The following is a 24,826-nucleotide window of genomic DNA, read 5'->3' on the forward strand; positions in this document are numbered from 1 at the left end:
TTTATCCTGCGAATTGTCTTGCGGGTCGAACGCGCATGGCGCAGGAACGCGATTGGAACGTGTTCGGATTTGTATTGTATGGTAGGGCGTTAACGAAATACGGGTTAGCTGACTCACGGAAGGTCATGAGATCTTTCTACTTATCAAAAAGTAAAGAGAGAAGTTTATGCAGGAACATTATAATCCGGCCGACGTCGAGGCAAGGGCTCAGGCAGATTGGGCTGCCAGAAAAACATTTGAGGTTTTCGAGGATACTTCGCGACCTAAATATTATGCATGTTCCATGTTGCCGTACCCGTCGGGGAAATTGCATATGGGACACGTCCGTAACTACACCATCAATGATGTACTGGCGCGACAAAAGCGCATGAAAGGCTTCAACGTCCTGATGCCAATGGGCTGGGATGCCTTCGGGCTGCCCGCAGAGAACGCTGCCCTGGCTTCCAATCAGTCACCTTCTGCCTGGACGCGTCAAAATATACAAGACATGAAGGCGCAGCTGAGTCCCCTTGGGCTTAGTATTGATTGGAACCGTGAAGTCGCAACCTGTGATCCTGATTATTACAAGTGGAATCAGTGGTTCTTCCTGAAAATGCTTGAAAAGGGTATTGCTTACAAACATACCCAAATCGTTAACTGGGACCCTCTCGATAAAACCGTACTGGCGAATGAACAGGTTATTAATGGTCGCGGTTGGAGATCAGGAGCACTGGTCGAAAAGAAAGAAGTCCCCGGTTATTATTTTGCTATCACCCAATATGCCGAAGAGTTGTTGAGGGATATCGATAGCCTGGATGGGTGGCCGGAAATGGTCAGAACCATGCAGCGTAACTGGATCGGTAAAAGTGAAGGGGTGAGTTTTGGGTTCCCTCACCAGATAAAAAACCAGAATGGGGAGCTTATCGAGGACGGACGGTTGTCGGTGTTTACCACTCGCGCCGAAACCGTGATGGGCGTGACTTTCTGCGCGATTGCCCCAGAACATCCAATCGCTTTGCGGGCGGTAGAGCTTAATCCTGAACTGGCTCAGGTGATCGAGCACTTCAAAGGTGGCGGTACCAGCGAAGCACAGCTGTCTGGCATTGATCAGGACGGTGTTTTCACTGGCTTCACGGTGGCGCACCCGATCAGTGGCGCTTCGATCCCGGTTTGGGTGGTGAATTACCTGGTTGCGGGGTATGGCACGGGTGCGGTTATGGGAGTGGCGGCGCACGATGAACGTGATTTTTCGTTGGCCAGCAAAAAAGGCCTGCCGATCCGGCAGGTCATTGCCATTGAAGGGCTTGAGTTTGACGACCGCTCATGGGATGCGTCATACGCCGCGAAGGATAAAGGCGTCCTGATCAATTCTGGCGAGTTTGACGGCCTGGAACTTAAAGAGGCGAGCGAAGCTATCAGTGCCAGACTCACCCGTCACGGCGGTGAGAAAAAAATCAATTGGCGACTCCGAGACTGGGGAATATCTCGCCAGCGCTACTGGGGCACGCCTATTCCGATGATATATTGCGATAAGTGTGGCGATGTTCCCGTACCGCTCGAGGATCTGCCGGTCATTCTGCCTCTGGACTGCAGACCCGACGGTTCTGGCAATCCTTTGCTGCAACAACCTGATTTCTTGCATGTCGATTGTCCAGCTTGTGGTGGCCCCGCACGGCGTGAAACCGACACGATGGATACCTTTGTCGATTCCAGCTGGTATTTCATGCGCTACTGTGAGCCAGGTAATCAGAGCGCGATGATCGCTGGCCCGGCGAAATACTGGATGCCGATGGATCACTACATCGGCGGCGTCGAACATGCTGTCCTGCATTTACTGTACGCACGGTTTTGGACCAAGGCGATGCGTGACGAAGGCCTGATCGATATCGATGAACCCTTCAAGAATCTATTCACTCAGGGCATGTTGCTGCGCGAATGCTTCTACAGAGAAGCCCAGGACGGCACCAAGCGTTGGTTCTATCCGGCGGAAGTCGACGTCAGGTTCGGCGATGGTGGGCAGGCAATCGAGGCGGTTGCCAAGGAAGATGGTTTGCCCGTGATCATGGGCGGCATCGAAAAAATGTCCAAATCTAAAAATAACGTCGTCGAGCCACGGGAAATCATCGAGAGATTCGGTGCCGACACGGCGCGTCTGTTTACTATTTTCGCAGGGCCACCCACACAAAGCATTGTCTGGAGCGACAGCGGCGTCGAGGGTGCCTATCGCTATCTGCGACGGTTATGGAGTTTCGCCTTCAAATACCAAGACACCATCATCGCGTCCGCAGCGCGGCGAAACGTCCTGAACGAACGCTCGACACTTCAATTCGAGATTCATAGCGTGCTGGAGAGTATCAACAGGGACTATGAAAAGCTGCGCTACAACACGATCGTTTCCGGTGCGATGAAAATCCTCAATCTGCTTGAGGGCGTGAAGGACGCCCCTGGTAGCGTTATTCGAGAGGGAATCGAAATCCTGCTGAAAGTCATCTACCCCATCACGCCGCACATCGCGCATGTCCTCTGGGCCGAGTTGGGGTTCGACAGAGATATTCTCGAATCTCAATGGCCAGCGCCATCGCCTGACGTACTGACTCGCTCGGAGCTGAAACTGGTCGTGCAGGTTAACGGTAGGTTGCGCGGGGAAATCGTAGTGTCTGCGACGGCCGACCGCGCAGAAATAGAGGCTTGCGCCCTTAGAGACGAAGCAGTAGCGCGCTTTATAGACGGTACCCCGAAAAAAATCGTGATTGTGCCGGGGCGTCTGGTCAATATCGTCCTGTAACCATCTGAAGCAAGGGTCGTCGGTCCTTGCTCTCCGTTACATCAGCGTCCGCTCTCAAGGCGGGCGCTGTGCCTAACGCCTTCCGGCCGACTATTTTTGTTTACGTCTCACCCTTCAGCTGACACCGATAGACGTATGAGATGGGGTATATCGACAACGTTCGGCGCTCAGTTGAGCTCATTGGCCAAAAAGCCGATCTGGCAATACGGTTGGCGTTCTAATGTTCAAAACGATAATTATTTTTTCTGGCATTCACACTTTGCCGGTGGTGATACCAGTAGCGAGACGGACAGTGCGGCTATTTTATCCGACAGGCAAGGTTTGCAGTCGGTTAGTGCCCTGTGGTTAGAGATCGAGGCGACAATTGGGTCACCGCAAAAGTTGCTCAGGGCATACGCCAACGGACATACCTATGGCACGGAGGGGTATTCGCACACGGACAGTAGTCGAGAGGACAATGTTTCTTCAATCTATTTTGCCCATGACGACTGGCAGCAGGATTGGGGGGCCGAGCTATTGTTTTACGGCGAGGGAGGGGAAATTATAAGGTCCGTGGCTCCTCTGCCAGGGCGTATCGTCATATTTCCTGGATGTATTCTTCACCGCGCCAGCTCCCCCAGTAGGATCTGCCCTACGTTGCGGGTCAGTTTTGTTTTCAAGTCGGCACCCAAGTAAGTTGGCTACTGAGCAGTTGTGTTGGCGGATTTTCGTTCGTTTTGCGGTGGGTTCGGAGTTGCTTTAGCGGCGCTCTAAAGCGCTGCCTTGTTCATGAACTGCCCGGCGTTTTGAAGGAAATGTCCGAGGAGCAGGAGAGCAAAAAGATCAAAAGAGCGCAGCCTTCGGCAGCTCCTACAGAAATCGATGTAGGCGCTGCCGAAGGCTGCGATCTTTTGATTTTGTTTTCGTGACTTGGCAGTCATCTTTCGCGAAAATCAGCTTATCTTCCGCTAAAGCGATCAGATGATGGCGTTGCGCCGAAGAATCGCTAAACTGCCAGCCATCGATCTTTTCTCACGAGGCTGTGCCCATGAAATTTCGTTTTCTGCTGTGGATGCTAGGACTGTTGATGGGCAAGGCCAGCCGGACCAATCCGGCGTTCCAGCAGCAGTTGGGCGACAAGGAGCTGGTGTTCCAGCTGCAAACCCTGGACGGTAAAGTCGCCCGGCATTTCACCGTGAAAAACCAGCGCATCACCAGCCAGGCCGGTACTTACCCGGCGCCTGCGTTCGCCATCGCCTTCAAGGACGCCGCCTATGGCTTCGCCACGATGCAGGCCAAGAACAAACAACTGGCGTTCATGACGGGGATCCAGGACAAGTCGATCCAGATCAAGGGTAACCCGGCGCTGGTGATCTGGTTCCAAGGGCTGACCAAGTACTTGAAGCCGAAGAAGGCCAGGAATGTTTGAGCCGCGCAGATTCTATGTAGGAGCAAGGTCGTGTGGGAGCAAGCTTTGCCCCCACAGCTAAATCCCCTCGCCACAGAAGCTCATCTGCGGCACTGCAATCAGTGGTTGAACTGCGAAGCCAGTTCGCGCAGCAGCACTTCAGCCTCGAGCACTTTGCTGACTACATCATTGACCTTGTCCCGAGACAGGCCTACGCGCTCGAGCAATGCATCGGGAATTTCCTCGTCCGGCCCGGAGCCGATCCCTCGTGAGCGCAGCAGGCGCACGGCCAGGCACACCAGGTTTGGATACTCGGCGTACTCGCCGTCGTAGTACGGGTCGTGCTGGAAGCGCAGGGCGGTGGCCAGTTCGTCGGGCATGTCCCAGTAGCGCATCAGCCAGGCGCCGATCTGCTCGCGACTGATACCCAGCAGGTGCTGCTCCACGTAGCTGTGGCATAGGTGTGGGTTGACCTCCAGGTGCCGGCAGATCAACGAGAAGTGCGGCGGAAACACGTGGGCCAGCAGCAGATAGCCGAAGTTGTGCAGCAGGCCGGAGAGGTAGGTCAGGCCGCCTTCGGGGCGCTGGGCGCGGGGCATGGCGCGGGTCAGGCCTTCGATGACGGCGGCGGTGTAGATCGACTGGTGCCAGTACGGCGTGGTGTGTTGCGGATGGTCCTTGGGCAGGCTGAGGGTCTTGCCCAGGGCCAGGCCCAGCGCCAGGTTGATCACCAGGTCGAAGCCCAGCACGCGGACGATTGCGTCTTCCACCGAGCGAATCTTGCCCGGTGAGGCGTAGTAGGGCGAGGCGGCCCAGCTCACCACTTGCGCGGCCAGGGCCGGGTCGGTTTCCACCACGCCGGTGATGTCATCGATGGTGGCGTCCGGGTCGACCCGCAGCTTGATGATTTTTTGCGCGGTTTCGGCCAGCGGCGGGATCTCGATGGTCTCTTCCAGCCGTTGCTGGATACGCCGGGCGGTGAACGCCTGTACGGCCTGGGTGATTTCCTTGCGGTCGTCGTCCGGGCGGTCCAGATTGGGGGTGATGTTACTCACGGGTTCGCCGAACGTCGCGGCGCTGGCCTTGGTGAGCATGGTCTTGAACGCTTCGCTGGTGACTTCCAGCAGCAGCCCCGGCTCGCCGGAGTTGATCAGCAACTTCGGTTCGCGCAGCAGGCTTTCTTCGTACAGGCACGGCGAACTGGTCAGCGCCGGCAGGCCGGGCAGCAGGCTCAGGCTGTGTTTACCGAGCATGCGCTCCAGGCGTTCGGTCGGCACTGCCGTGAGTTTGCGACCAGTGAGTTCGGCCAGGCGGTTGAGGTCCAGCAGTTGGCTTTGCGGAAACAGCACCATCAGTGCGCCAACGGCATCGTGCAGCAACACCGCCTGTACTTTGCGGGCTGGGTTCAGGCCGGGGCGTTCAAGCACTTCGTCAAAGCCGATGCCCAATTTATCGAGCAACAGCCGAATAACAGACGGAGCGTGCGGGGCTTCGGGGACGAGGGCAGCTTCTGTCATGGTCTGTATCCGTTTTTCTACAAGTTGATCAGTATAACCAGCTTGTCCGGTACGCGCGTCCGGAAAACTGAGCGCGTGCTCACACTTGGCCGTATTGCTGCCCGTGACGCAGCCAGCGATCCAGCAGCGGGCTGACGTGGTCTGGCCAGCGTTCCAGCAGGGCCTGGGCGGCATCGCGTACGGCGGGGAGCAGGTCGGCGTCGCGCATCAGGTCGGCTACCTTGAATTGAAGCAGGCCGGTCTGGCGCGTGCCGAGCATTTCACCGGGGCCGCGCAATTGGAGGTCTTTTTCGGCGATGACGAAGCCGTCGTTGGTTTCACGCATGATTCCCAGCCGCTGGCGCCCGATCTGGGACAGCGGTGGGTGATACAGCAAGACGCAATGGCTGGCGGCGCTGCCCCGGCCCACCCGGCCGCGCAACTGGTGCAGCTGCGCCAGGCCCAGGCGCTCGGGGTTCTCGATGATCATCAGGCTGGCATTGGGCACATCGACCCCAACCTCGATCACCGTGGTCGCGACCAGCAGTTGCAGGGCGCCGGCCTTGAATTCAGCCATGACGGCGGCTTTCTCGGCGGGCTTCATGCGCCCGTGGATCAGCCCGACCTTCAACTCGCCGAGGGCCGCAGTGAGGTCCTCAAAGGTAGTTTCGGCCGCCTGGCAGGTCAGCTCTTCAGACTCTTCGATCAATGTGCACACCCAATAGGCCTGTCGCCCTTCGGCACAGGCGCTGCGCACGCGTTCGATCACTTCCACTCGTCGGGTGTCGGTGACCAGCACGGTGTTGACCGGTGTGCGGCCGGGCGGCAGTTCGTCGAGGATCGAGGTGTCGAGGTCGGCGTAGGCGCTCATCGCCAGGGTCCGCGGGATTGGCGTGGCGGTCATGATCAACTGATGAGGGCACATCCGCCCACCCACGCCTTTTTGCCGAAGGGCCAGGCGCTGTTGCACGCCGAAGCGGTGCTGTTCGTCGATGATCACCAAAGCCAGGTTCTTGAACTGCACTTCGTCCTGGAACAGCGCATGGGTGCCGACCACCATGGGTGCGCCTTCGGCGATCTGTGCCAGGGCGGCGACGCGGTTCTTGCCTTTGAGCTTGCCGGCCAGCCAGGCGACTTCGATGCCCAGCGGTTCGAGCCAGCGCTGGAAGGTGATGAAATGTTGTTCGGCCAGGATCTCGGTGGGCGCCATCAGCGCCACCTGATATCCGGCCTCCAATGCCTGCAGCGCCGCGAGGGCGGCGACCACGGTCTTGCCGGCGCCGACATCGCCCTGGATCAGTCGCAGCATCGGCTCGGGCTGGCTCAGGTCGTAGGCGATTTCGTTGCCGACCCGTTGTTGGGCACCCGTGGGGGCGAAACCAAGGTTGGCCAGGTAGCGGGCCGGCAGATCCTTGGCCTTGGGCATGGCCGGGGCGCGCAGGGAGCGCAGGCTTTCGCGCAGGCGTTGCTGGGACAGTTGATGGGTCAGCAGTTCTTCGAACGCCAGACGATGTTGCGCCCAGTGATGGCCGAGGGCGAGTTCGTCGACATCGGCGTCGGCGGGCGGATGGTGCAGGTAGCGGATCGCATCGGCCAGCGGTGCCAGTTGGTAATCCCGGGCCAGTTCCGTGGGCAGCCAGTCGGGCAGGCTGCTGGGGCCGAGCAGGGTCAGGGTTTGCTGGCAGAGCTGGCGCAGGCGTTGTTGGGTCAGGCCTTCGGTGAGCGGATAGACTGGGGTCAGGGTTTCATCCACTGGCGGCGGTTCGTCACCGGTGATGCTGCGGTATTCCGGGTGATAGATCTCCAGCCCCGAAGCCCCGGGCCGCGCCTCGCCGTAGCAGCGCACACGGGTGCCGCGCTTGAGGCCTTCCTTTTGCGCATTGCTGAAATGGTAGAAGCGCAGACTGAGCCCGCCGGTGCCGTCCTGCAGGCGAACCACCAGGCTGCGACGACGGCCCATGACCACGTCGGCGCCGCTGACGGTGCCTTCGATCACCGCATCCTGCCCCGGGCGCAAATGGCCGATGGGCACCACGCGGGTGCGGTCCTGGTAACGCAGCGGCAAGTGAAACAGCACGTCCTGGAGGTTTTCCAGGCCGACCTTGGCCAGTTTCTCGGCCATGGCTTCACCGACACCCTTGAGTGCCGTGACCGGCACTTTCGACAGCTCAGTCATGACTGCGGCTTACTTGCCAGCGGGCGGCTTGGCCACGGAGCACAGGCGGATCGAGTCGGCGAGGATCTCGATGGCCTTGGGCCGCGGGAAACTGGCGCGCCAGGCGATGGCGACGGTGCGGAACGGCACGGGTGGCGTCAGTGGGCGGACTTCGATCACGCCTGGGGAGTAATGATGGCTGTCCACCGCCGACAGCGGCAGGATCGAAATACCCAGGCCCGACGCGACCATATGGCGGATGGTTTCCAGGGAGCTGGACTCCACCGTGGTGTGCTTGGCGCCTTCGCTGCCCTTGGTCAGGGTCGGGCAGGCTTCGAGCACCTGGTCACGGAAGCAGTGGCCTTCGCCAAGCAACAGCAGGCTCTTGTCGTTGAGCAGGGCGGTGTCGATGGTTTTTTTCTGGGTCCAGGGGTGCTGGGCCGGCATCAGGACGTAGAACGGTTCGTCGTAGAGCGGCAGGGTCAGGACGTCGGCTTCGTTGAACGGCAGGGCGATGATGATCGCGTCCAGCTCGCCGTTGCGCAGCTTGTCGCGCAGCACATGGGTGAAGTTTTCTTCGATGTACAACGGCATCTGCGGGGCGACCCGGTGCAGTTGCGGAATCAGGTGCGGGAACAGGTACGGGCCGACGGTGTAGATCGCGCCGACTTTCAGCGGGGCGGTCAGTTGGTTCTTGCCGGCCTGGGCCAGTTCGCGAATGCCCTGGGCCTGTTCCAGGACCTTTTGTGCCTGGGCCACGATGCCTTCGCCCACGGGGGTCAGACGCACGGCGCTTTTACTGCGCTCGAAAATCAGCACACCGAGTTCGTCTTCAAGCTTTTTCACGCCCACCGACAGCGTCGGCTGGCTGACGTGGCAGCGCTCGGCCGCATGGCCGAAATGCTGCTCTTGGGCGAGGGTCACGATGTAGCGTAATTCTGTGAGGGTCATGGCGAGCGTCCGTGAAGTTGCGAGCCAAGCATACCGGCTGCAATCGATAGACGCACGTTATCAGACTGGGGGGGCGGTGTGACACTGTCCAATGTCTGTCGGGTCGTTGCCGGATATGAAAAAGGCATCTTTCGATGCCTTTCTGCCGGTTGTACTCATTGTGGCGAGGGAGCTTGCTCCCGCTGGGCTTGTGTAGGAGCTGCCGAAGGCTGCGATCTTTTGATCTTTCCCCTGACGCTTGAGACTCAAGCGCCAGGGGAAAGATCGCAGCCTCGCTCCGCTCGGCAGCTCCTACAGGCCCAGCGGGAGCAAGATTCACCATGCCATCGAGGTGCCAGGTCTGGATCAACGCCGGCGCTTGTCGATGGAGTACACGAACGGTGCCGTCAGTTCGATGGTGCCGTTGGTCAGCAGCTCCGCCGGCGGCTTGGGCAGCGGTTGGGCGCGGCGGATCATTTCCAGGGTGGCCTTGTCCAGCGACTCCGTGCCGGAGCGGCCCACCAGTTCGAATGACAGCACGTTGCCTTCGGCATCCACCACGAAACGCAGGCGGTTGGTGCCTTCCTTGTTCATCTGCTGGGCCCTGCGCGGGTATTTCTTGTACTTGCCCAGGTGCGCCAGCAGCGTGCCCTGCCAATTGGCTTTGGCAGCCGATTGCGCAGGCGACGGGCCAGGAGCCGGTTGCGCGGACTTCTCGGCCACTGACTGGGTTGGCGGGGTGTCGCTGGGCTTCTGCTCCGACGGTTTTTCCTTCGGTGGCTCGGGCTTTTTCTCCACCGGTTTGGGCTTGGGCGGTTGAGGCTTTGGCTTTGGCTTTGGCTTTGGCACGGAGATCTCCGGCTTCGGCGCTTCGGCAAGCTTGGGCAGCGGCAATTCTTCGACCGGCTCGGGAGGTTGCGGCGGTGTGACGACTTTTGGCGGTGCCGGTGGCGGCGGGGCTGGTACCGGCGCCAGCTCGACCATCATTGCCTGGGGAGGCAATTCGATGGGCGGGCGCGATGTCCAGTTCAGCGCCAGGGCGATGGCGAGCGCATGCACGCCCAGCACCACCACCAGGCTACCGCTGTAACGCGTCAGCTTTTGGCGCGTCGTGATCATTTCTGCCGCGCCGTCTCGAGTCCGACCAGGCCGACCTTCAGGTAGCCGGCGCCCCGCAGCGCGTCCATCACGCTCATCAGGTCGCCGTAGTCCACGCCTTTGTCGGCCTGGAAGAAGATCGTCGTGTCTTTCTTGCCCTGGGTCTTGGCGTCGAGGGTCACGCCGAGGTTCTCGGCCTTGACCTCGTCTTCGCCCAGGAACAGGCGCTGGTCGGCCTTGACGCTGAGGAACACCGGTTTCTCCGGCCGTGGCGAGGGCTTGGCCGTTGACGCCGGCAGGTCAACCTTGATGTCCACGGTGGCGAGCGGGGCGGCCACCATGAAGATGATCAACAGCACCAGCATCACGTCGATGAACGGCGTGACGTTGATTTCGTGGTTCTCGGCCAGATCGTCGTCTGCGCCTTCTTTCAAATGCAGGCCCATGGCCGATTACCCCACTTTCACCATGTGCGGTTGCGAGCCACGCTCGGGCGGCAGGTGGTCGAGGTCGCGGCTGACCAGCAGCAGGACTTCGGCCGAAGCGTCGGAGACCTGGGCCTTGTAGCCGGCAATGGAGCGGGCGAAGACGTTGTAGATCACGACGGCCGGGATTGCTGCGACCAGGCCCAAGGCCGTTGCCAGCAGGGCTTCGGCGATGCCAGGTGCGACGACGGCGAGGTTGGTTGTCTGAGTCTTGGCGATGCCGATGAAGCTGTTCATGATGCCCCACACGGTGCCGAACAGGCCGACGAACGGTGCGGTCGAACCGATGGTGGCGAGCACGCCGGTGCCGCTGCTCATGCTGCGACCGCAGGCGGCGACCAGGCGCTCGAGGCGGAAGCTCACGCGCTCCTTGATGCCTTCTTTCTCGCGGCTGTTGGCCGACAGGCGCATCTCTTCGAGTGCGTCATGCACCAGCAGGTTGGCGAGGGTGCCTGCCTTCGCGGCGCTGGCGCTGGCTTCTTTGAGGGTGGTGGCTTTTTTCAGGGCGGCGATTTCACCGCGCAAGCGACGCTTGGCGCCCAGCAGCTCGAAGCCTTTGGCAATCCAGATGGTCCAGGTGATGATCGAGGCGATGGCTAGGCCGATCATCACGATTTTCACGATGATGTCGGCGTTCTTGTACATGCCCCATGGCGACAGGTCGTGGGCCATGCCCAGGGAGTTGTCGGCTTCGAGCACTTCTGGTGCGTCGGCCTCGATGGCTTGGGCCGGGTCGGTGGCGATGGGCGTTGCAACGGGAACGGCCGGGTCGGCCGGTGCCTGGGCAGCAGCCGGTGCGGTGGCCGGGGGCGTGGCGGGCGTCTGTGCATCAGCGAATGCGGCGGCAGGTGCCAGCAGCAGGCTGAACAGCAGGGCGGCTACCGTGCTCCAGGCACGAGGTCGATTGGTTGGCGAAGCGGGGGATAGAGAGCGTTTCATGCTGGCCGGACCTGAGAGAAAAAAGAAGGTTGATGTTCTTCCGGGCCTCGTGGGCCGAGAACAAAAGTGGCGGGCATTATTGCAATTAATTCTTGTTAACAAAAGTAATACAGTAACTTTTTTCTCACATGGCTAGCCGCTCGTCCCCCACGAAGGCTAGTCTGCGGCTTTGCCAGAGGAGTTCTTGATGTCCGCGCCTTCTGTTTTGATCGCCGGCTGCGGTGATATTGGTGGCCGCCTGGCCAGCCAGTTAGTGGCCGAGCATTGGCAAGTCTATGGCCTGCGGCGCACGGTTTCGAACCTGCCGGCGGGCGTCATTGGGGTCGCGGGGGATTTGTTCAGTGAGCAATGCCCGGCCGACTGGCCCACCGGGTCGCTGGATTACCTGGTGTACAGCGCTGCCGCTACCGACCATGACGAGGCGGGCTATCGCACGGCTTATGTCGAAGGGTTGCAGCATGTGTTGAGCTGGTTGAAGCAGCATGGCCAGCGACCCAAGCGCCTGCTTTTTGTGTCCAGCAGCAGTGTTTATGGGCAGCAGCAGGGCGAATGGGTGGATGAAACCTCGCCAGCCGTGGCCGGCGGCTATTCCGGTCGGCTGATGCTTGAAGCCGAACAAGTGGCCTTGGACAGTGGCATTGCGGCCAGTCGCGTGCGCCTGACCGGCATCTATGGGCCGGGTCGGGAGTGGCTGCTGAGCCAGGTGCGCCAAGGTTATCGCGTGGTGATAGACCCGCCGCTGTACGCCAATCGCATTCACGCCGACGATGCGGCCGGCTTGCTGGCGTTCCTGCTGGAAGCTGATCGTCAGGGGCAGGTGCTGGACGATTGCTACATTGGCGTCGACGACGCGCCTGCGCCGCTGGCCGAAGTGGTGGGCTGGTTGCGGGAGTACATGGGCGTTACCGAGTGGGCCGAAGATGCCAGCGTGCGCCGTGCCGGCAGCAAGCGCTGCAGCAATGCCCGGGCGAAGGCCTTGGGCTGGACGCCGCGGTATCCTAGTTTTCGCGAGGGCTATGCGGCGATCCTGGAAGGGCGCTGCTGATTCGCCTGACACCCCAAAACAAACTGTGGGAGCAAGCTTTGCTCCCACAGGCTCCCTCCCACGGGGATCCGCGTTACTGCTTTTCTAGCACCCACTTCCGATCACCCGGCGTGAGCGAAGGTATTTCATCGGCCAGCGACGCGTTGATCGTCTGGAAAATTTCCAGCCTCTTACCGTCTCGGGCAAAGATCCAGGTGTTGCCCAGCCCGTTCTGTTGCAGCCAGATGTTGTCGTAGCCGTCACTCATGGACGCGCAACTGCCCGCCAGGCACAAGGCGTACCGATCGACGCCGGGCAGGCCGCTGATCTGGCCGTCGGGCTGGAATTGCACGGTGGCGCCCTGGCCGGGGCCGCTGGCGATGTTCCAGGTGCCGCCAAGGTAGGCGGCATACAGCGCGCGCTCGAAACTGGCGCCGATGGGCGCGCCTTCCGGGACTTGGACTTGCGCGCGGTCGAACACCTGCTGTGGTTCGTTCTCGGTGGCGGCCTGGCTCAACTGGTCGCCGTCGCGCTGCAGTTCACTGGCGGAGCTGCCGTAAAAATCGACTTTCCACGCACCGTCTTCTTCGCCCAGCAATTTGCCTTCGACGTTTTCATAGCCGTTGGTGTAGCGCGCCTGACCGGCCCGGGTGTTGACGTCCCATTCCAGGTTCGGGCCATAGCCCTGCAGCGCTTCGCGAAGCGGGCCGCCCCTGGCGGCAGCGTCGATGGCCGCCTGGTTGATCCAGGTGCCGCTGATGTCACGGTCGGCAGGGTCGCTGGCGCAGCCGCCCAGAAGCAGGGCTGCCAGCGAGAGAGCAAGCGCTTTGCGCATGGTGGAATCCTTTCAAGACGAAAACGGCGCAGCGGGGGAGGCTGCGCCGACCTTATTACTCGATGACCAGGATGGCATCCATCTCAACCTGCGAGCCCTTTGGCAGGGCTGCCACGCCAATGGCGGCGCGGGCTGGGTAAGGCTGGTCGAAGTACTTGCCCATGATCTCGTTGACCTTGGCGAAGTGGCTCAGGTCGGTGAGGAAGATGTTCAGCTTGACGATGTCCTTGAACGAACCACCGGCGGCCTCGGCCACGGCCTTGAGGTTTTCGAACACCTGCACGGTCTGGGCTTCGAAGCCTTCCACTAGCTCCATGGTCTTGGGGTCCAGTGGAATCTGGCCCGACATGTACACGGTATTGCCGGCCTTGATCGCTTGGGAATAAGTACCGATGGCGGCCGGGGCCTTGTCGCTGGTGATAACAGTCTTAGTCATTGAAGACTCCTGATAATGAGGTGGCTATTTGAGGCGCTATGCGCGCATCCGGGTGATGCGGATAACGCCGGTCAGGGCGCGCAGTTTCTTGATCACGCGGGCCAGGTGCACACGGTCGTGCACGCTGACCACCAATTGAACGACGCTGATGCGGCCATCGCGTTCGTCCATGCTGATTTTTTCGATATTGCCGTCGGCGGCATTGACGCTGCTGGCCAGCAGGGCGATCAGGCCGCGCTGGTGTTCCAGTTCGACCCGCAGCTCGACGTTGAATTCGCCGGTGACATCCTTGGCCCATGAGAGCTGGATGCATTTTTCCGGGTTATGCCGGATCTCGCTGATGTTGCGGCAGTTGTCCAGGTGCACCACCATCCCTTTGCCGGCGGACAGATGGCCGACAATCGGGTCGCCCGGGATCGGCGTACAGCACTTGGCATAGCTGAGCACCAGGCCTTCGGTGCCGCGAATCGCCAGTGGGCCTTCGGGACTTGGCAGCTGTTCGCCTTCGCCGAGCAGGCGGCGGGCGACGACGTAGGCCATGCGATTGCCCAGGCCGATGTCTTCGAGCAGGTCTTCGATCAATTCGAGACGGTATTCGTTGAGCATCAACTGCACGCGCTCGGCCGGGATCTTGTCCAGTGAGCTGTCGAAACCGTTCAGCACCTTGTTCAGCAAGCGTTCGCCGAGGCTGATGGATTCGGAGCGGCGTTGCAGCTTCAGGGCGTGACGGATATGGGTGCGGGCCTTGCCGGTGACCACGAAATTGAGCCATGCCGGGTTGGGGCGTGCGCCCGGGGCGCTGACGATTTCCACCGTGGAACCGCTTTGCAGTGGTTCGGACAACGGTGCCAGGCGGCGGTTGATCCGGCACGCGATGCAACTGTTGCCGACATCGGTGTGCACCGCATAGGCAAAGTCCACGGCCGTGGAGCCCTTGGGCAGCTCCATGATCCGGCCCTTGGGCGTGAAGACGTAAACCTCGTCCGGGAACAGGTCGATCTTGACGCTCTCGATGAATTCCAGGGAGTTGCCGGCACGCTGCTGCATTTCCAGCACACCCTTGACCCATTGTCGGGCGCGGGCGTGGGTGCTCTTGGGCTGTTCGTCACCGCTGGATTTGTACAGCCAGTGGGCGGCGATGCCGTTGTTGGCCATCTCTTCCATTTCGCGGGTGCGGATCTGGATCTCGATCGGTACGCCGTGCATGCCGAACAGCGTGGTGTGCAGCGACTGATAGCCGTTGGCCTTGGGGATCGCGATGTAATCCTTGAAGCGCCCTGGCAACGGTTTGTACAAATTATGTACAGCGCCCAGCACGCGGTAGCAGGTATCGACCTTGTCGACGATGATCCGGAACGCGTAGACGTCCATGATTTCGTTGAAGGCGCGACGCTTGCCGCGCATTTTCTTGTAGATGCCGTAGAGGTGTTTCTGCCGCCCGCTGACTTCGCCTTCGATGCCGTCGATGACCAGGCAGTGGCTCAGGGACTCTTCGATCTTGTTGACGATTTCCTTGCGGTTGCCCCGGGCGCGCTTGACGGCCTGGTTGATCCGCGCTGAACGCATCGGGTGCATGGCCTTGAAGCCGAGGTCTTCGAACTCGATGCGGATCGCGTGCATGCCCAGGCGATTGGCGATGGGCGCGTAGATTTCCAGGGTTTCCTTGGCGATGCGCCGGCGTTTTTCGCCGGACAGCACTTCAAGGGTGCGCATGTTGTGCAGGCGGTCGGCGAGCTTGACCAGGATCACGCGAATGTCGCGGGCCATGGCCATGGCCATTTTCTGGAAGTTTTCGGCCTGGGCCTCGGCCTTGGTCTCGAAGTTCATCTGGGTCAGTTTGCTGACCCCGTCGACCAGTTCGGCCACGGTTTCGCCGAACTGCGCTTGCAGCGCTTCCTTGGCAATGCCGGTGTCTTCGATCACGTCATGCAGCATCGCCGCCATCAGGCTCTGATGGTCCATGTGCATGTCGGCAAGAATATTCGCCACCGCAAGTGGATGCGTGACGTACGCCTCGCCGCTGCGCCGGCGTTGGCCGTCGTGGGCTTGTTCAGCGTAGAAATAGGCTCGGCGGACCAGGTTGACCTGGTCCGTGCCGAGGTAGGCCGATAAGCGATCGGCGAGGGCGTCTATGCTCGGCATGATGATGACTCCTGCCGTTTGCTGTGACCCCGCGCCGTGCTACGTCGACCAGGCATAGGCTTAGACCGCCTCGTTGGACTCGTCCTCGAACGCTGCGAACAGCGGTTCGTCTTCGACGATTTCAGCGTTGGCGATGAACTCGTAGCTCATCAGGCCTTCGGCGATTTCACGCAGCGCTACTACGGTAGGCTTGTCGTTTTCCCACTGGACCAACGGCTCTTTGCCTCCGGTGGCCAGTTGACGGGCACGCTTGGTAGAGAGCATGACCAGCTCAAAGCGGTTTTCCACGTGTTCTAGGCAGTCTTCAACGGTTACGCGGGCCATGGTATTCCTCGGAGCGAATGCAATATGCGCGCTGCCCGGTTGGGCGAGCGGACTCGACAGTTTAAAAAAACACCAGCGTTTAGGGAAGCGCTGATTTTTTAACCAAACCCCTCGGCGCGCTGCGACTACCAATGTAAAGCCGTCACAGCGGTTTTGGGAAGAGCTGTTCAGCCCAACAATTCGGCCAATAATTTGCCGAAACGTTGCTGCTGGCGTTTTTGCTGCAGCTGGCTGGCGCGGAAAATCGCCTTCAGGTCGTCCAGCGCGTGGGCGAAATCGTCGTTGATGATCAGGTAGTCATAGTCGACGTAGTGGCTCATCTCGCTGACCGCTTCGCGCATCCGGCCCTCGATGATTTCGTCACTGTCCTGGCCACGGTTGGTCAGGCGCTGGCGCAGGGCCTGCTGGCTCGGCGGCAGGATAAAGATCGAACGGGCCTGGGGCATCAGCTTGCGCACTTGCTCGGCACCTTGCCAGTCGATTTCCAGGATCAGGTCGTGGCCTTCATCGAGGGTCTGCTGCAGATAACTTTGCGAAGTGCCGTAGAGGTTGCCGAAAACTTCGGCGCGCTCCAGGAAGTCGCCGTGCTCAGCCATCTTCACGAACTCTTCGCGGTCGACGAAGTGATAGTTCACGCCGTTCACTTCGCCCGGGCGCATGGCGCGGGTGGTGTGCGAGACCGAGACGCGGATCTGCGGCTCGGCGTCGATCAGGGCCTTGACCAAGCTGGTCTTGCCGGCGCCCGAGGGCGCGGAAATGATGTAGAGAGTGCCGGTGCTGTGGGTCATGTCGGGTTAGCCTTACTCAATGTTCTGCACTTGTTCGCGCATTTGCTCGATCAACACCTTGAGGTTGACCGCCGCCTGGGTGCTGCGCGGGTCGAAGGCCTTGGAGCCCAGTGTGTTGGCTTCGCGGTTGAGTTCCTGCATCAGGAAGTCCAGGCGGCGACCGGCCGCACCACCGGAATTGAGCACCCGGCGAACTTCAATGATGTGGGTGCTCAGGCGATCCAGTTCTTCGGCCACGTCGCTCTTTTGCGCGAGCATGACCATTTCCTGCTCCAGGCGTTGCGGGTCCAGCTCGACCTTCATATCGGTGAAACGGTCGAGGACTCTCTGGCGCTGGGTGGCGAGCATCTGCGGGACCAGTTCACGCAGGGTGCTGACGTCTTCTTCAATGGAGGTCAGGCGCTCGTTGATCAGTCGGGCCAACTCCGCGCCTTCGCGCTCGCGGCCGGCCTTGAGTTCCTTCAAGCCTTGGTTGAACAACGCCAGCGCCTCGGCGTTCAGCGCCTGTGGGTCGCTCGCGTCGCCCACCAGCACGCCGGGCCAGGCCAGGACCTCCAGTGGATTCAGGGCCGCGGGGTTCTTGATCAGGCTGGCAACGGTTTCGGCTGCGGCGACCAATTGCGCGGCGCGCTCGCGGTCCACTTGCAAGGTTTTGCCGGTGCTTTCTTCGGTGAAACGCAGGGTGCATTCCAGCTTGCCCCGGGACAGGCCCTGGCGCAGTGCTTCGCGCACGCCCCCTTCCAGCTCGCGGAAAGACTCGGGCAGGCGCAGGTGCGGCTCCAGGTAGCGGCTGTTGACCGAGCGCAGTTCCCAGCTCAGCGTGCCTTGGGCCCCGGCTTTTTCGACGCGGGCGAAGGCGGTCATGCTGTGCACCATGGAGGTTCCTCGCAATGCAGGCCGGCACGACGGTGGTCGTGGGCCTGGAATCTGTAAATTAAAAGCCCAAGGGCAGCAAAGGCGCAGGATTGTAGCGCAGTGAAGCGCATGCCCCCAACCGCGCTTGCGACAAAGCGCAGCAACCCGTCGGGCGGGTCTTTGCGAGGCTTCGCTTGCGCCGGCTTTTTAGAACTGCGCTACGTTTAACTGCCCTATGACGGTTCACGGCTCTATAATGCTCGGCAGTTTTCCGTCCTCTGTACAGGTATTCCCTATGAAACGTCCAAGTGGTCGCGCTGCCGATCAGCTTCGCTCGATCCGCATTACCCGCAACTACACCAAACACGCCGAGGGATCTGTACTGGTCGAATTCGGTGATACCAAGGTCATCTGCACCGTCAGTGTCGAAAACGGCGTGCCACGGTTCCTCAAGGGTCAGGGTCAAGGCTGGCTGACAGCCGAGTACGGCATGCTGCCGCGCGCCACCGGTGAGCGGAACCAGCGTGAGGCCAGCCGTGGCAAGCAGGGCGGCCGTACCCTGGAAATCCAACGCTTGATCGGCCGCTCGCTGCGTGCTGCGCTGGACATGTCCAAGCTGGGCGACGTGACGCTGTATGTCGATTGCGACGTGATCCAGGCCGACGGCGGCACGCGTACTGCGTCCATTACCGGGGCCATGGTCGCCCTGGTCGATGCTTTGAAAGTGATCAAGAAGCGCGGCGGCCTCAAGGGCGGCGACCCGCTCAAGCAAATGATCGCCGCTGTATCCGTGGGCATGTACCAGGGCGAGCCGGTGCTGGACCTGGATTACCTGGAAGACTCCGCCGCCGAGACTGACCTGAACGTGGTCATGACCAGTGCCGGCGGTTTCATCGAAGTCCAGGGCACTGCCGAGGGCGCGCCGTTCCAGCCGGAAGAATTGAACGCTATGCTGGAGTTGGCGAAGAAAGGCATGAACGAGATATTCGAACTGCAAAAGGCCGCCTTGGCTGACTGATCGATCCCCGATTCAAGACAAGGAGAGCGTCATGAGTGATGAGCCAATCCTACTGCCCCAGCCGAGTAAAGAGGCGCGTCAATGGGCAATGTTTTGTCACCTGTCCGCCTTGTTGGGGATCTGGATCCCGTTCGGCACGCTGATCGGGCCGCTGGTGCTCTGGCAGCTCAAACGTGAATCCGACCCGTTCATCGATGCCCAGGGCAAGGAAGCGCTGAACTTCCAGATCACCGTGGCGATTGCCTCGGCGATCTGCCTGCTGCTGATGGTCGTGGTGATCGGCTTCTTCTTGTTCGGGCTGGTGGCCATTGGCGCGTTGGTGTTGACCATCATCGGTGGCGTGAAGGCCAATGAAGGGCAGCCGTATCGGTATCCGTTTACTTGGCGGTTGGTCAAATAACGATCAGTGCTGCGATTCAGGAACAATGCCCCGGCTTATCGGGGCATTGTCTTTTTTGAAGTCATAATTGTTTCTCTTTATGTGCGGTGCTCCGTTGCGTAGAGCGTTATCGTGCGCATATATCGCTCATACACTTCTAGTCACAACTGCACGCTTTCAGTGTGGCCTCTAAGCTTGGCAACAAGACATCTCGATTGATAAAGTTGCGCCAAGTTATATTCCCTCAGAAATATTTCGATATATTCAGACCATTGAAGGTCCTTGAAATCAAAGATAATCAGTGTTGAGGCTATCAACCTGTTCAAGAGGCGTGTCCAGGTAAAAAGTTCGCCTCTGAATATATATTCAAAGAATAAACACTCATGTTTCAGCTCGATTTCTATGGAACACTTGTCGCGGCCTCTCTAGTGCTTTTGCTGGGGCGCGGACTTGTTACACGTGTTGGTTTTCTACGCACCTACAATATCCCTGAGCCTGTGGCGGGCGGGCTGGTAGTTGCCCTGGTTCTCCTGGTTTTACGGGGGCTTGAAGTTGAAGTTCTATTTGATACTTCACTGCAAACACCGTTAATGCTGGCATTTTTTGCCACGATTGGCCTGAGCGCAGACTTCGCCAGCCTGAAGAAAGGCGGTCGCGTCGTTGGGATTTTCCTGCTGGCGGTCGTCGGCCTGTTGGTGGTCCAGAATGCCATGGGTATTGGGCTCGCAAAAGCGCTGGGGCTCGATCCGTTGATGGGGTTGCTGACGGGCTCGATCACCTTGGCGGGCGGTCACGGCACGGGCGCGGCGTGGGGGACAGTGTTCGGTGAGAAGTTCGGTCTGGCTTCCGCCTCCGAACTTGCAATGGCTTCCGCGACGTTTGGCTTGGTGTTGGGTGGCTTGATCGGAGGACCGGTTGCGCGCCTGCTCATCAAGCGTGTCCAGTCACCCGCTGGCCTTGAGTCAGAAAAGCCCCGGGTGCCCAAGGGTTTCGAACAGCCGAACAAAGAGCGCTCGATTACGCCGTTTTCGTTTATCGAAACGCTCGCCCTGATCGCGGTCAGCCTGTTGGCTGGTACGCTCTTGAACGGGCAGCTCCACGACACCGCATTCGAGTTGCCGACGTTTGTTTGCGTCTTGTTCGTGGGGGTGGTCCTGCGCAATGGGCTTTCGGCGCTTGGCTTGTATCAAGTATTTGAGCGAGAAGTGTCCGTACTCGGCAATGTCAGTCTGTCACTGTTTCTGGCGATCGCCTTGATGTCACTCAAATTGTGGGATTTGGCGTCGTTGGCCTTGCCGATCTTCATCATTCTGGCGGCTCAGACATTGGTCATGGCGCTATTTGCGATTTTTGTGACGTTCAGAATCATGGGCAGTCATTACGATGCAGCCGTCTTGGCGGCAGGGCATTGCGGTTTTGGGTTGGGTGCCACGCCGACGGCCATTGCCAATATGCAGGCAGTGACGCAGCGTTATGGGCCTTCACAGATAGCGTTTCTGGTGGTGCCAATGGTGGGGGCGTTCTTCATCGATATCATTAACGTCATCGTCATCAAGCTGTACCTTGCTCTGCCGTTTTTTGCCGTGGCTTGATATTCCGAGCGGTGGCGCGCGCCATAAAAAATGCCCGTATCTTGCGATGCGGGCATTTTCTTTGGTCGGTCGACCTGGGGATGTCGTCGATACGCTTAGATGGTCAGCGTCCAGTCGTAATCCACGATCAGCGGCGCATGCTGCGAGAACCGTGGCTGGCGCGGCAGGCGGGCGCTGCGTACGAAGCGGCGCAACCCAGGTGTCAGCAACTGGTAGTCGAAGCGCCAGCCGAGGTTGAGCATCTCGGCCTGTTCGTTGTCCGGCCACCAACTGTACTGGTCGCCTTCACGGCTGACTTCACGCAGTGCGTCGACATAACCCATGTTGCCAATGATCTCGTCCATCCAGGCCCGTTCCGGCGCCAGGAAGCCAGGAGATTGTTGGCTGTCGCGCCAGTTCTTGATATCCAGCTTCTGTTGCGCCACGTACAGCGAGCCACAATAGATGTACTCGCGACGTTTGCGTCGCTGTTTATCCAGATAACGGGCGAAGTCGTCCATCAACTTGAATTTCTGATTCAAATCTTCATCGCCGTTCTGCCCTGAAGGGAGCAGTAAGGTCGCGATGCTGACCTTGTCGAAATCGGCTTGCAGGTAGCGCCCGTAGCGGTCCGCCGTCTCGAAACCGAGACCGTTGATGACAGCCTTCGGTTGCAGCCGCGAGTACAAAGCCACGCCACCCTGGGCGGGGACTTCGGCATCGCAGGCATAAAGGAAGTAACCATCCAGTTGGAAGGCTGCATCGTCCAGTTCAAAGGCGGAGGCGCGGGTGTCCTGCAGGCAGATGACGTCGGCATTCTGTGCTTGCAGCCAACTGAGCAAACCTCGCTCCACTGCAGCCTGAATACCATTGACGTTCACACTGATGATCCGCATAAATGGCCCCAAAAATCACGTGCGTGTATGATACACGCCGTCTACCTATTTAGCTAAATCCGCGGTATTTGAGGCTTTTTTCATGCAGGCGTATCAGCGCGATTTCATTCGCTTTGCCATCGATCGCGGCGTTTTGCGCTTCGGTGAGTTCACCCTCAAGTCCGGGCGCACCAGCCCGTACTTCTTCAATGCCGGCCTGTTCAACAGCGGTTCCGCCCTGGCGCAACTGGGGCGTTTCTATGCGGCAGCCATCGTCGAGAGCGGTATCCCGTTCGACGTGCTGTTCGGCCCGGCCTACAAAGGCATCCCGCTGGCCGCCACCACTGCCGTCGCCCTGGCCGAACACCACGGTCGCGACTTGCCTTGGTGCTTCAACCGCAAGGAAGCCAAGGCCCATGGCGAAGGCGGTAGCCTGGTGGGTGCGCCGCTGACTGGCGACGTGTTGATCATCGACGACGTCATCACTGCCGGTACGGCCATTCGTGAAGTGATGCAGATCATCGGTTCCCAGGAAGGCGCCAAGGCCGCTGGCGTGCTGATCGCTCTGAACCGCCAGGAACGCGGCAACGGTGAGCTGTCGGCGATCCAGGAAGTGGAGCGTGACTTTGGCATTCCGGTGATCAGCATTGTTTCACTGAGCCAGGTGCTGGAGTTTTTGGCCGACGATCCGCAGCTCAAGCAGCACCTGCCGGCGGTTGAGGCTTATCGGGCGCAGTTCGGCGTCTGAAAACCAGGGCCCTGGAAACAGGGCCTTGGTTTTTCAGTGGATCTTCACTCCCATAAATGAAAGGCGCGCAGTACGGCATCCACTTGCCCGAAAACCCAGATATTTTCTTGCCCGCAAAAAAATCGCGAGCCCTGTCAGCGCAAAGTGGACTTCATGTTTCGAATCCACTTGAAACTGTCAAAGATCGCGATTTTGGTGCTTCAGCTATCAGGGACGCTTGCGATTGCTGATTAACGTACCCACACCGGTGTCGGTGAAAATCTCCAGCAGGATCGCATTCGGTACCCGACCGTCGATGATCAGCGAGCTGCCGACGCCGCCCTGTACCGCTTCTAGCGCGCAACGAATTTTCGGCAGCATGCCGCCGTAGATGGTGCCGTCGGCGATCAGGTCATCGACCTGCTGGGTCGACAGCCCGGTCAGGACTTTGCCCGACTTGTCCATCAGGCCGGCGATGTTGGTCAGCAGCATCAGCTTTTCAGCTTTCAGTGCCTCGGCCACCTTGCCCGCCACCAAGTCGGCGTTGATGTTGTACGACTCACCGTTGGCGCCCACGCCGATGGGGGCGATGACCGGAATGAAGTCGCTCTTGACCAGCAGGTTCAGCAGGTCGGTGTTGATGCCGACCACTTCGCCCACATGACCGATGTCGATGATTTCCGGCTGGGTCATCTCCGGTGTCTGGCGGGTGACGGTGAGTTTCTTCGCCCGGATCAGCTCGGCGTCCTTGCCTGTCAGGCCGATGGCGCTGCCGCCATGACGGTTGATCAGGTTGACGATGTCCTTGTTGACCTGGCCGCCCAGGACCATTTCCACCACGTCCATGGTCTGCGCGTCGGTCACGCGCATGCCATCGATGAAGTGGCTTTCGATCGACAGGCGCTTGAGCAGGTCACCGATTTGCGGGCCACCACCGTGTACGACCACCGGGTTGATGCCCACGGCCTTCATCAGCACGATGTCGCGGGCGAAGCCGGTCTTGAGCTCCTCGCTTTCCATCGCGTTGCCGCCGTATTTGATCACCAGGGTCTTGCCGACGTAGCGTCGGATATAAGGCAACGCTTCGGACAGGACCTTGGCGGTGTTGGCGGCGGCTTCGCGTTCGAGGGTCATTCAGGGCTCCGGTAGTGCTTGAAAAAATCAAAACGGTAGTTGGAGATCAGGTGCAACACGTTTGAGTTGGGTGTGGAACACATCCTTGATGCGCTGCAGTTCGGCCTCGTTGTCGGCCTCGAAACGCAGTACCAGCACCGGTGTGGTGTTGGATGCGCGAACCAGGCCCCAGCCGTGGGGATAGTCGACCCGCACACCATCGATGGTGGTCAGTTCGGCGCCGTCGCCCCATTGAGCGTCGTGCAGTGCATCAATGATGCTGAATTTGCTCTCTTCGGTCACATGGATATTGATTTCTGGCGTAGAAATATCGTTCGGGAAGGTTGCAAACAGCTCTTCGGCGGTGGATTTCTCCTTGCTGAGGATTTCCAGCAGGCGCGCGGCGCTGTAGATGCCGTCGTCAAAACCGAACCAGCGTTCCTTGAAGAAGATGTGGCCGCTCATTTCGCCGGCCAGCAGGGCGCCGCTTTGTTTCATTTTTTTCTTGATCAACGAATGACCGGTTTTCCACATCAGCGGGCGACCGCCATATTCCTTGATCAGCGGCACCAGGCGACGGGTGCACTTGACGTCAAAAATGATCTCGGCATCCGGGTTGCGCGCCACCACATCCTTGGCGAACAGCATCAGCAGGCGGTCCGGGAACACCACGCTGCCGGTGTTGGTCACCACGCCCACGCGGTCGCCGTCGCCATCGAAGGCCAGGCCCAGGTCGGCGTTGGTTTCCTTGACCTTGGCGATCAGGTCTTCGAGGTTTTCCAGCTTGCCCGGGTCCGGGTGGTGGTTGGGGAAGTTGCCGTCCACGTCGCAGAACAGCGGGATGACTTCGCAGTTCAGGGCTTCGATCAGTTGCGGGGCGATCACGCCAGCCGCGCCGTTGCCGCAATCGACCACCACTTTCAGGCGACGTTCGAGTTTCACGTCCTTGACGATCTCGTCGTTGTAGCGCTCGAGGATATCGACCTTGGTCACGCTGCCCTGGCCGCTGCTCAGGTCGTTGGTCTTGAGGCGGGTGTGCAGGGCCTGGATCTGCTCGTTGGCGAGGGTATCGCCGGCGATGACGATCTTGAAGCCGTTGTAGTTCGACGGGTTGTGGCTGCCGGTGAGCATTACCCCGGATTTGCCGGCCAGCACGTTGGCGGCGTAGTACAGCGCCGGGGTCGGCACCAGGCCCACGTCGCTGACGTGGCAGCCACTGTCGGCAACGCCTTTGATCAACTGTGCGACCAGCTCAGGACCCGACAAGCGGCCATCACGGCCGACGCACACATTCGGTTCGCCCTGGGCCAGGCTTTGGGAGCCGATGGCGCGGCCGATCCAGTAGGCGGTTTCGGCGGTGAGGGTTTCCGGTACCACGCCACGGATGTCGTAGGCGCGGAAGATGCTGTCAGGGAAGATCGGGGCGATTGCGGCTGGGGTGTTCATGGGCGGGGCGCTCTATCAGGAAAGTGACTGGACAGGCCG

The 24,826-nt window shown here is 59.9% G+C and carries 22 protein-coding genes and 1 pseudogene; 8 read left to right on the top strand and 15 right to left on the bottom strand.

Going from position 1 to position 24,826, the window contains the following annotated elements; translation table 11 throughout:
- Positions 1–166 precede the first annotated feature (166 nt).
- The 3 genes from leuS (at position 167) to AACY31_RS07965 (ending at position 4,172) form a co-directional block, all read left to right on the top strand.
- Positions 167–2,764: a leucine--tRNA ligase gene (gene leuS / locus AACY31_RS07960; RefSeq protein ID WP_339504307.1), complete on the top strand. Its 2,598-nt coding sequence runs from the start codon at positions 167–169 to the stop codon at positions 2,762–2,764.
- Between the two features lie 135 nt (positions 2,765–2,899).
- On the top strand, positions 2,900–3,439 hold the full coding sequence (locus AACY31_RS28875) for a 2OG-Fe(II) oxygenase (RefSeq protein ID WP_445261529.1): 540 nt from the start codon (positions 2,900–2,902) through the stop codon (positions 3,437–3,439).
- 352 nt (positions 3,440–3,791) lie between these two features.
- Positions 3,792–4,172: a helicase gene (locus AACY31_RS07965; protein ID WP_339479674.1), complete on the top strand. Its 381-nt coding sequence runs from the start codon at positions 3,792–3,794 to the stop codon at positions 4,170–4,172.
- Positions 4,173–4,270: 98 nt separating this feature from the next.
- Here AACY31_RS07965 and AACY31_RS07970 read toward each other — a convergent pair whose 3' ends face one another.
- From AACY31_RS07970 to exbB, 6 genes are all read right to left on the bottom strand, one after another.
- Positions 4,271–5,668, bottom strand: a complete 1,398-nt coding sequence (locus AACY31_RS07970; protein ID WP_339504308.1) for an aminoacyl-tRNA deacylase and HDOD domain-containing protein — start codon at positions 5,666–5,668, stop codon at positions 4,271–4,273.
- Between the two features lie 79 nt (positions 5,669–5,747).
- Entirely contained in the window at positions 5,748–7,823 is a 2,076-nt protein-coding gene (gene recG, locus AACY31_RS07975; protein ID WP_339504309.1) for an ATP-dependent DNA helicase RecG, read from the bottom strand.
- A gap of 9 nt (positions 7,824–7,832) precedes the next feature.
- Positions 7,833–8,753 (bottom strand): hydrogen peroxide-inducible genes activator, encoded by a 921-nt coding sequence (locus tag AACY31_RS07980; protein WP_339479669.1) that lies wholly within the window; start codon positions 8,751–8,753, stop codon positions 7,833–7,835.
- Between the two features lie 345 nt (positions 8,754–9,098).
- Positions 9,099–9,851 carry an energy transducer TonB gene (locus AACY31_RS07985; protein WP_339479668.1) on the bottom strand — a complete coding sequence of 251 codons (753 nt, stop codon included), beginning with the start codon at positions 9,849–9,851 and terminating at the stop codon, positions 9,099–9,101.
- The gene (gene exbD, locus AACY31_RS07990; RefSeq protein ID WP_339479666.1) at positions 9,848–10,276 is read right to left on the bottom strand and encodes a TonB system transport protein ExbD; all 429 of its coding nucleotides are present in this window, start codon (positions 10,274–10,276) and stop codon (positions 9,848–9,850) included. The genes AACY31_RS07985 and exbD overlap by 4 nt, the downstream gene beginning before the upstream one ends.
- A gap of 6 nt (positions 10,277–10,282) precedes the next feature.
- Positions 10,283–11,254, bottom strand: a complete 972-nt coding sequence (exbB, locus tag AACY31_RS07995) for a tonB-system energizer ExbB (RefSeq protein WP_339479664.1) — start codon at positions 11,252–11,254, stop codon at positions 10,283–10,285.
- A 187-nt stretch (positions 11,255–11,441) separates the two neighbouring features.
- Between exbB and AACY31_RS08000 the strand changes: the two genes are divergently transcribed.
- Positions 11,442–12,299 (top strand): SDR family oxidoreductase, encoded by an 858-nt coding sequence (locus tag AACY31_RS08000; protein ID WP_339479662.1) that lies wholly within the window; start codon positions 11,442–11,444, stop codon positions 12,297–12,299.
- 73 nt (positions 12,300–12,372) lie between these two features.
- Here AACY31_RS08000 and AACY31_RS08005 read toward each other — a convergent pair whose 3' ends face one another.
- The 6 genes from AACY31_RS08005 to AACY31_RS08030 all read right to left on the bottom strand — a co-directional run bounded on the left by AACY31_RS08005 (position 12,373) and on the right by AACY31_RS08030 (position 17,679).
- Positions 12,373–13,113 (bottom strand): hypothetical protein, encoded by a 741-nt coding sequence (locus AACY31_RS08005; protein ID WP_339491572.1) that lies wholly within the window; start codon positions 13,111–13,113, stop codon positions 12,373–12,375.
- A 55-nt stretch (positions 13,114–13,168) separates the two neighbouring features.
- Positions 13,169–13,549, bottom strand: coding sequence for a RidA family protein (locus tag AACY31_RS08010; RefSeq protein WP_003229509.1), 381 nt, complete (start codon positions 13,547–13,549; stop codon positions 13,169–13,171).
- Between the two features lie 36 nt (positions 13,550–13,585).
- Positions 13,586–15,691, bottom strand: coding sequence for a bifunctional GTP diphosphokinase/guanosine-3',5'-bis pyrophosphate 3'-pyrophosphohydrolase (gene spoT, locus AACY31_RS08015; protein WP_339479657.1), 2,106 nt, complete (start codon positions 15,689–15,691; stop codon positions 13,586–13,588).
- A 60-nt stretch (positions 15,692–15,751) separates the two neighbouring features.
- The gene (gene rpoZ / locus AACY31_RS08020) at positions 15,752–16,015 is read right to left on the bottom strand and encodes a DNA-directed RNA polymerase subunit omega (RefSeq protein ID WP_003177259.1); all 264 of its coding nucleotides are present in this window, start codon (positions 16,013–16,015) and stop codon (positions 15,752–15,754) included.
- Positions 16,016–16,182: 167 nt separating this feature from the next.
- Positions 16,183–16,803: a guanylate kinase gene (gmk, locus tag AACY31_RS08025; RefSeq protein WP_053126561.1), complete on the bottom strand. Its 621-nt coding sequence runs from the start codon at positions 16,801–16,803 to the stop codon at positions 16,183–16,185.
- Positions 16,804–16,815: 12 nt separating this feature from the next.
- Positions 16,816–17,679, bottom strand: a complete 864-nt coding sequence (locus AACY31_RS08030; protein ID WP_339479654.1) for a YicC/YloC family endoribonuclease — start codon at positions 17,677–17,679, stop codon at positions 16,816–16,818.
- A gap of 274 nt (positions 17,680–17,953) precedes the next feature.
- Here AACY31_RS08030 and rph point away from each other — a divergent pair, with 274 nt between their 5' ends.
- The 3 genes from rph (at position 17,954) to gltS (ending at position 20,647) form a co-directional block, all read left to right on the top strand.
- Positions 17,954–18,676, top strand: a complete 723-nt coding sequence (rph, locus tag AACY31_RS08035) for a ribonuclease PH (RefSeq protein ID WP_003177262.1) — start codon at positions 17,954–17,956, stop codon at positions 18,674–18,676.
- Between the two features lie 31 nt (positions 18,677–18,707).
- The gene (locus tag AACY31_RS08040) at positions 18,708–19,076 is read left to right on the top strand and encodes a DUF4870 domain-containing protein (protein ID WP_339479653.1); all 369 of its coding nucleotides are present in this window, start codon (positions 18,708–18,710) and stop codon (positions 19,074–19,076) included.
- A gap of 362 nt (positions 19,077–19,438) precedes the next feature.
- Positions 19,439–20,647: a sodium/glutamate symporter gene (gene gltS, locus AACY31_RS08045; protein ID WP_339504310.1), complete on the top strand. Its 1,209-nt coding sequence runs from the start codon at positions 19,439–19,441 to the stop codon at positions 20,645–20,647.
- 95 nt (positions 20,648–20,742) lie between these two features.
- Here gltS and AACY31_RS08050 read toward each other — a convergent pair whose 3' ends face one another.
- A complete protein-coding gene (locus AACY31_RS08050; RefSeq protein ID WP_013694557.1) occupies positions 20,743–21,522 on the bottom strand; it encodes an exodeoxyribonuclease III in 780 nt (259 codons plus the stop codon).
- 82 nt (positions 21,523–21,604) lie between these two features.
- On the opposite strand from AACY31_RS08050, the gene pyrE reads away from it, so the two are divergent.
- Entirely contained in the window at positions 21,605–22,249 is a 645-nt protein-coding gene (gene pyrE, locus AACY31_RS08055; RefSeq protein ID WP_339479650.1) for an orotate phosphoribosyltransferase, read from the top strand.
- Positions 22,250–22,456: 207 nt separating this feature from the next.
- Here the strand turns inward: pyrE and argB are convergent, their stop codons facing one another.
- Together argB and AACY31_RS08065 are read right to left on the bottom strand one after the other, a co-directional pair.
- Positions 22,457–23,362, bottom strand: a complete 906-nt coding sequence (gene argB / locus AACY31_RS08060) for an acetylglutamate kinase (RefSeq protein WP_339479648.1) — start codon at positions 23,360–23,362, stop codon at positions 22,457–22,459.
- Between the two features lie 27 nt (positions 23,363–23,389).
- Positions 23,390–24,793, bottom strand: a pseudogene (locus AACY31_RS08065) (phosphomannomutase/phosphoglucomutase); the annotation flags it as partial.
- Positions 24,794–24,826 lie beyond the last annotated feature (33 nt).

This window comes from Pseudomonas sp. RL_105y_Pfl2_101, assembly GCF_963970585.1.
Taxonomy (GTDB): domain Bacteria; phylum Pseudomonadota; class Gammaproteobacteria; order Pseudomonadales; family Pseudomonadaceae; genus Aquipseudomonas.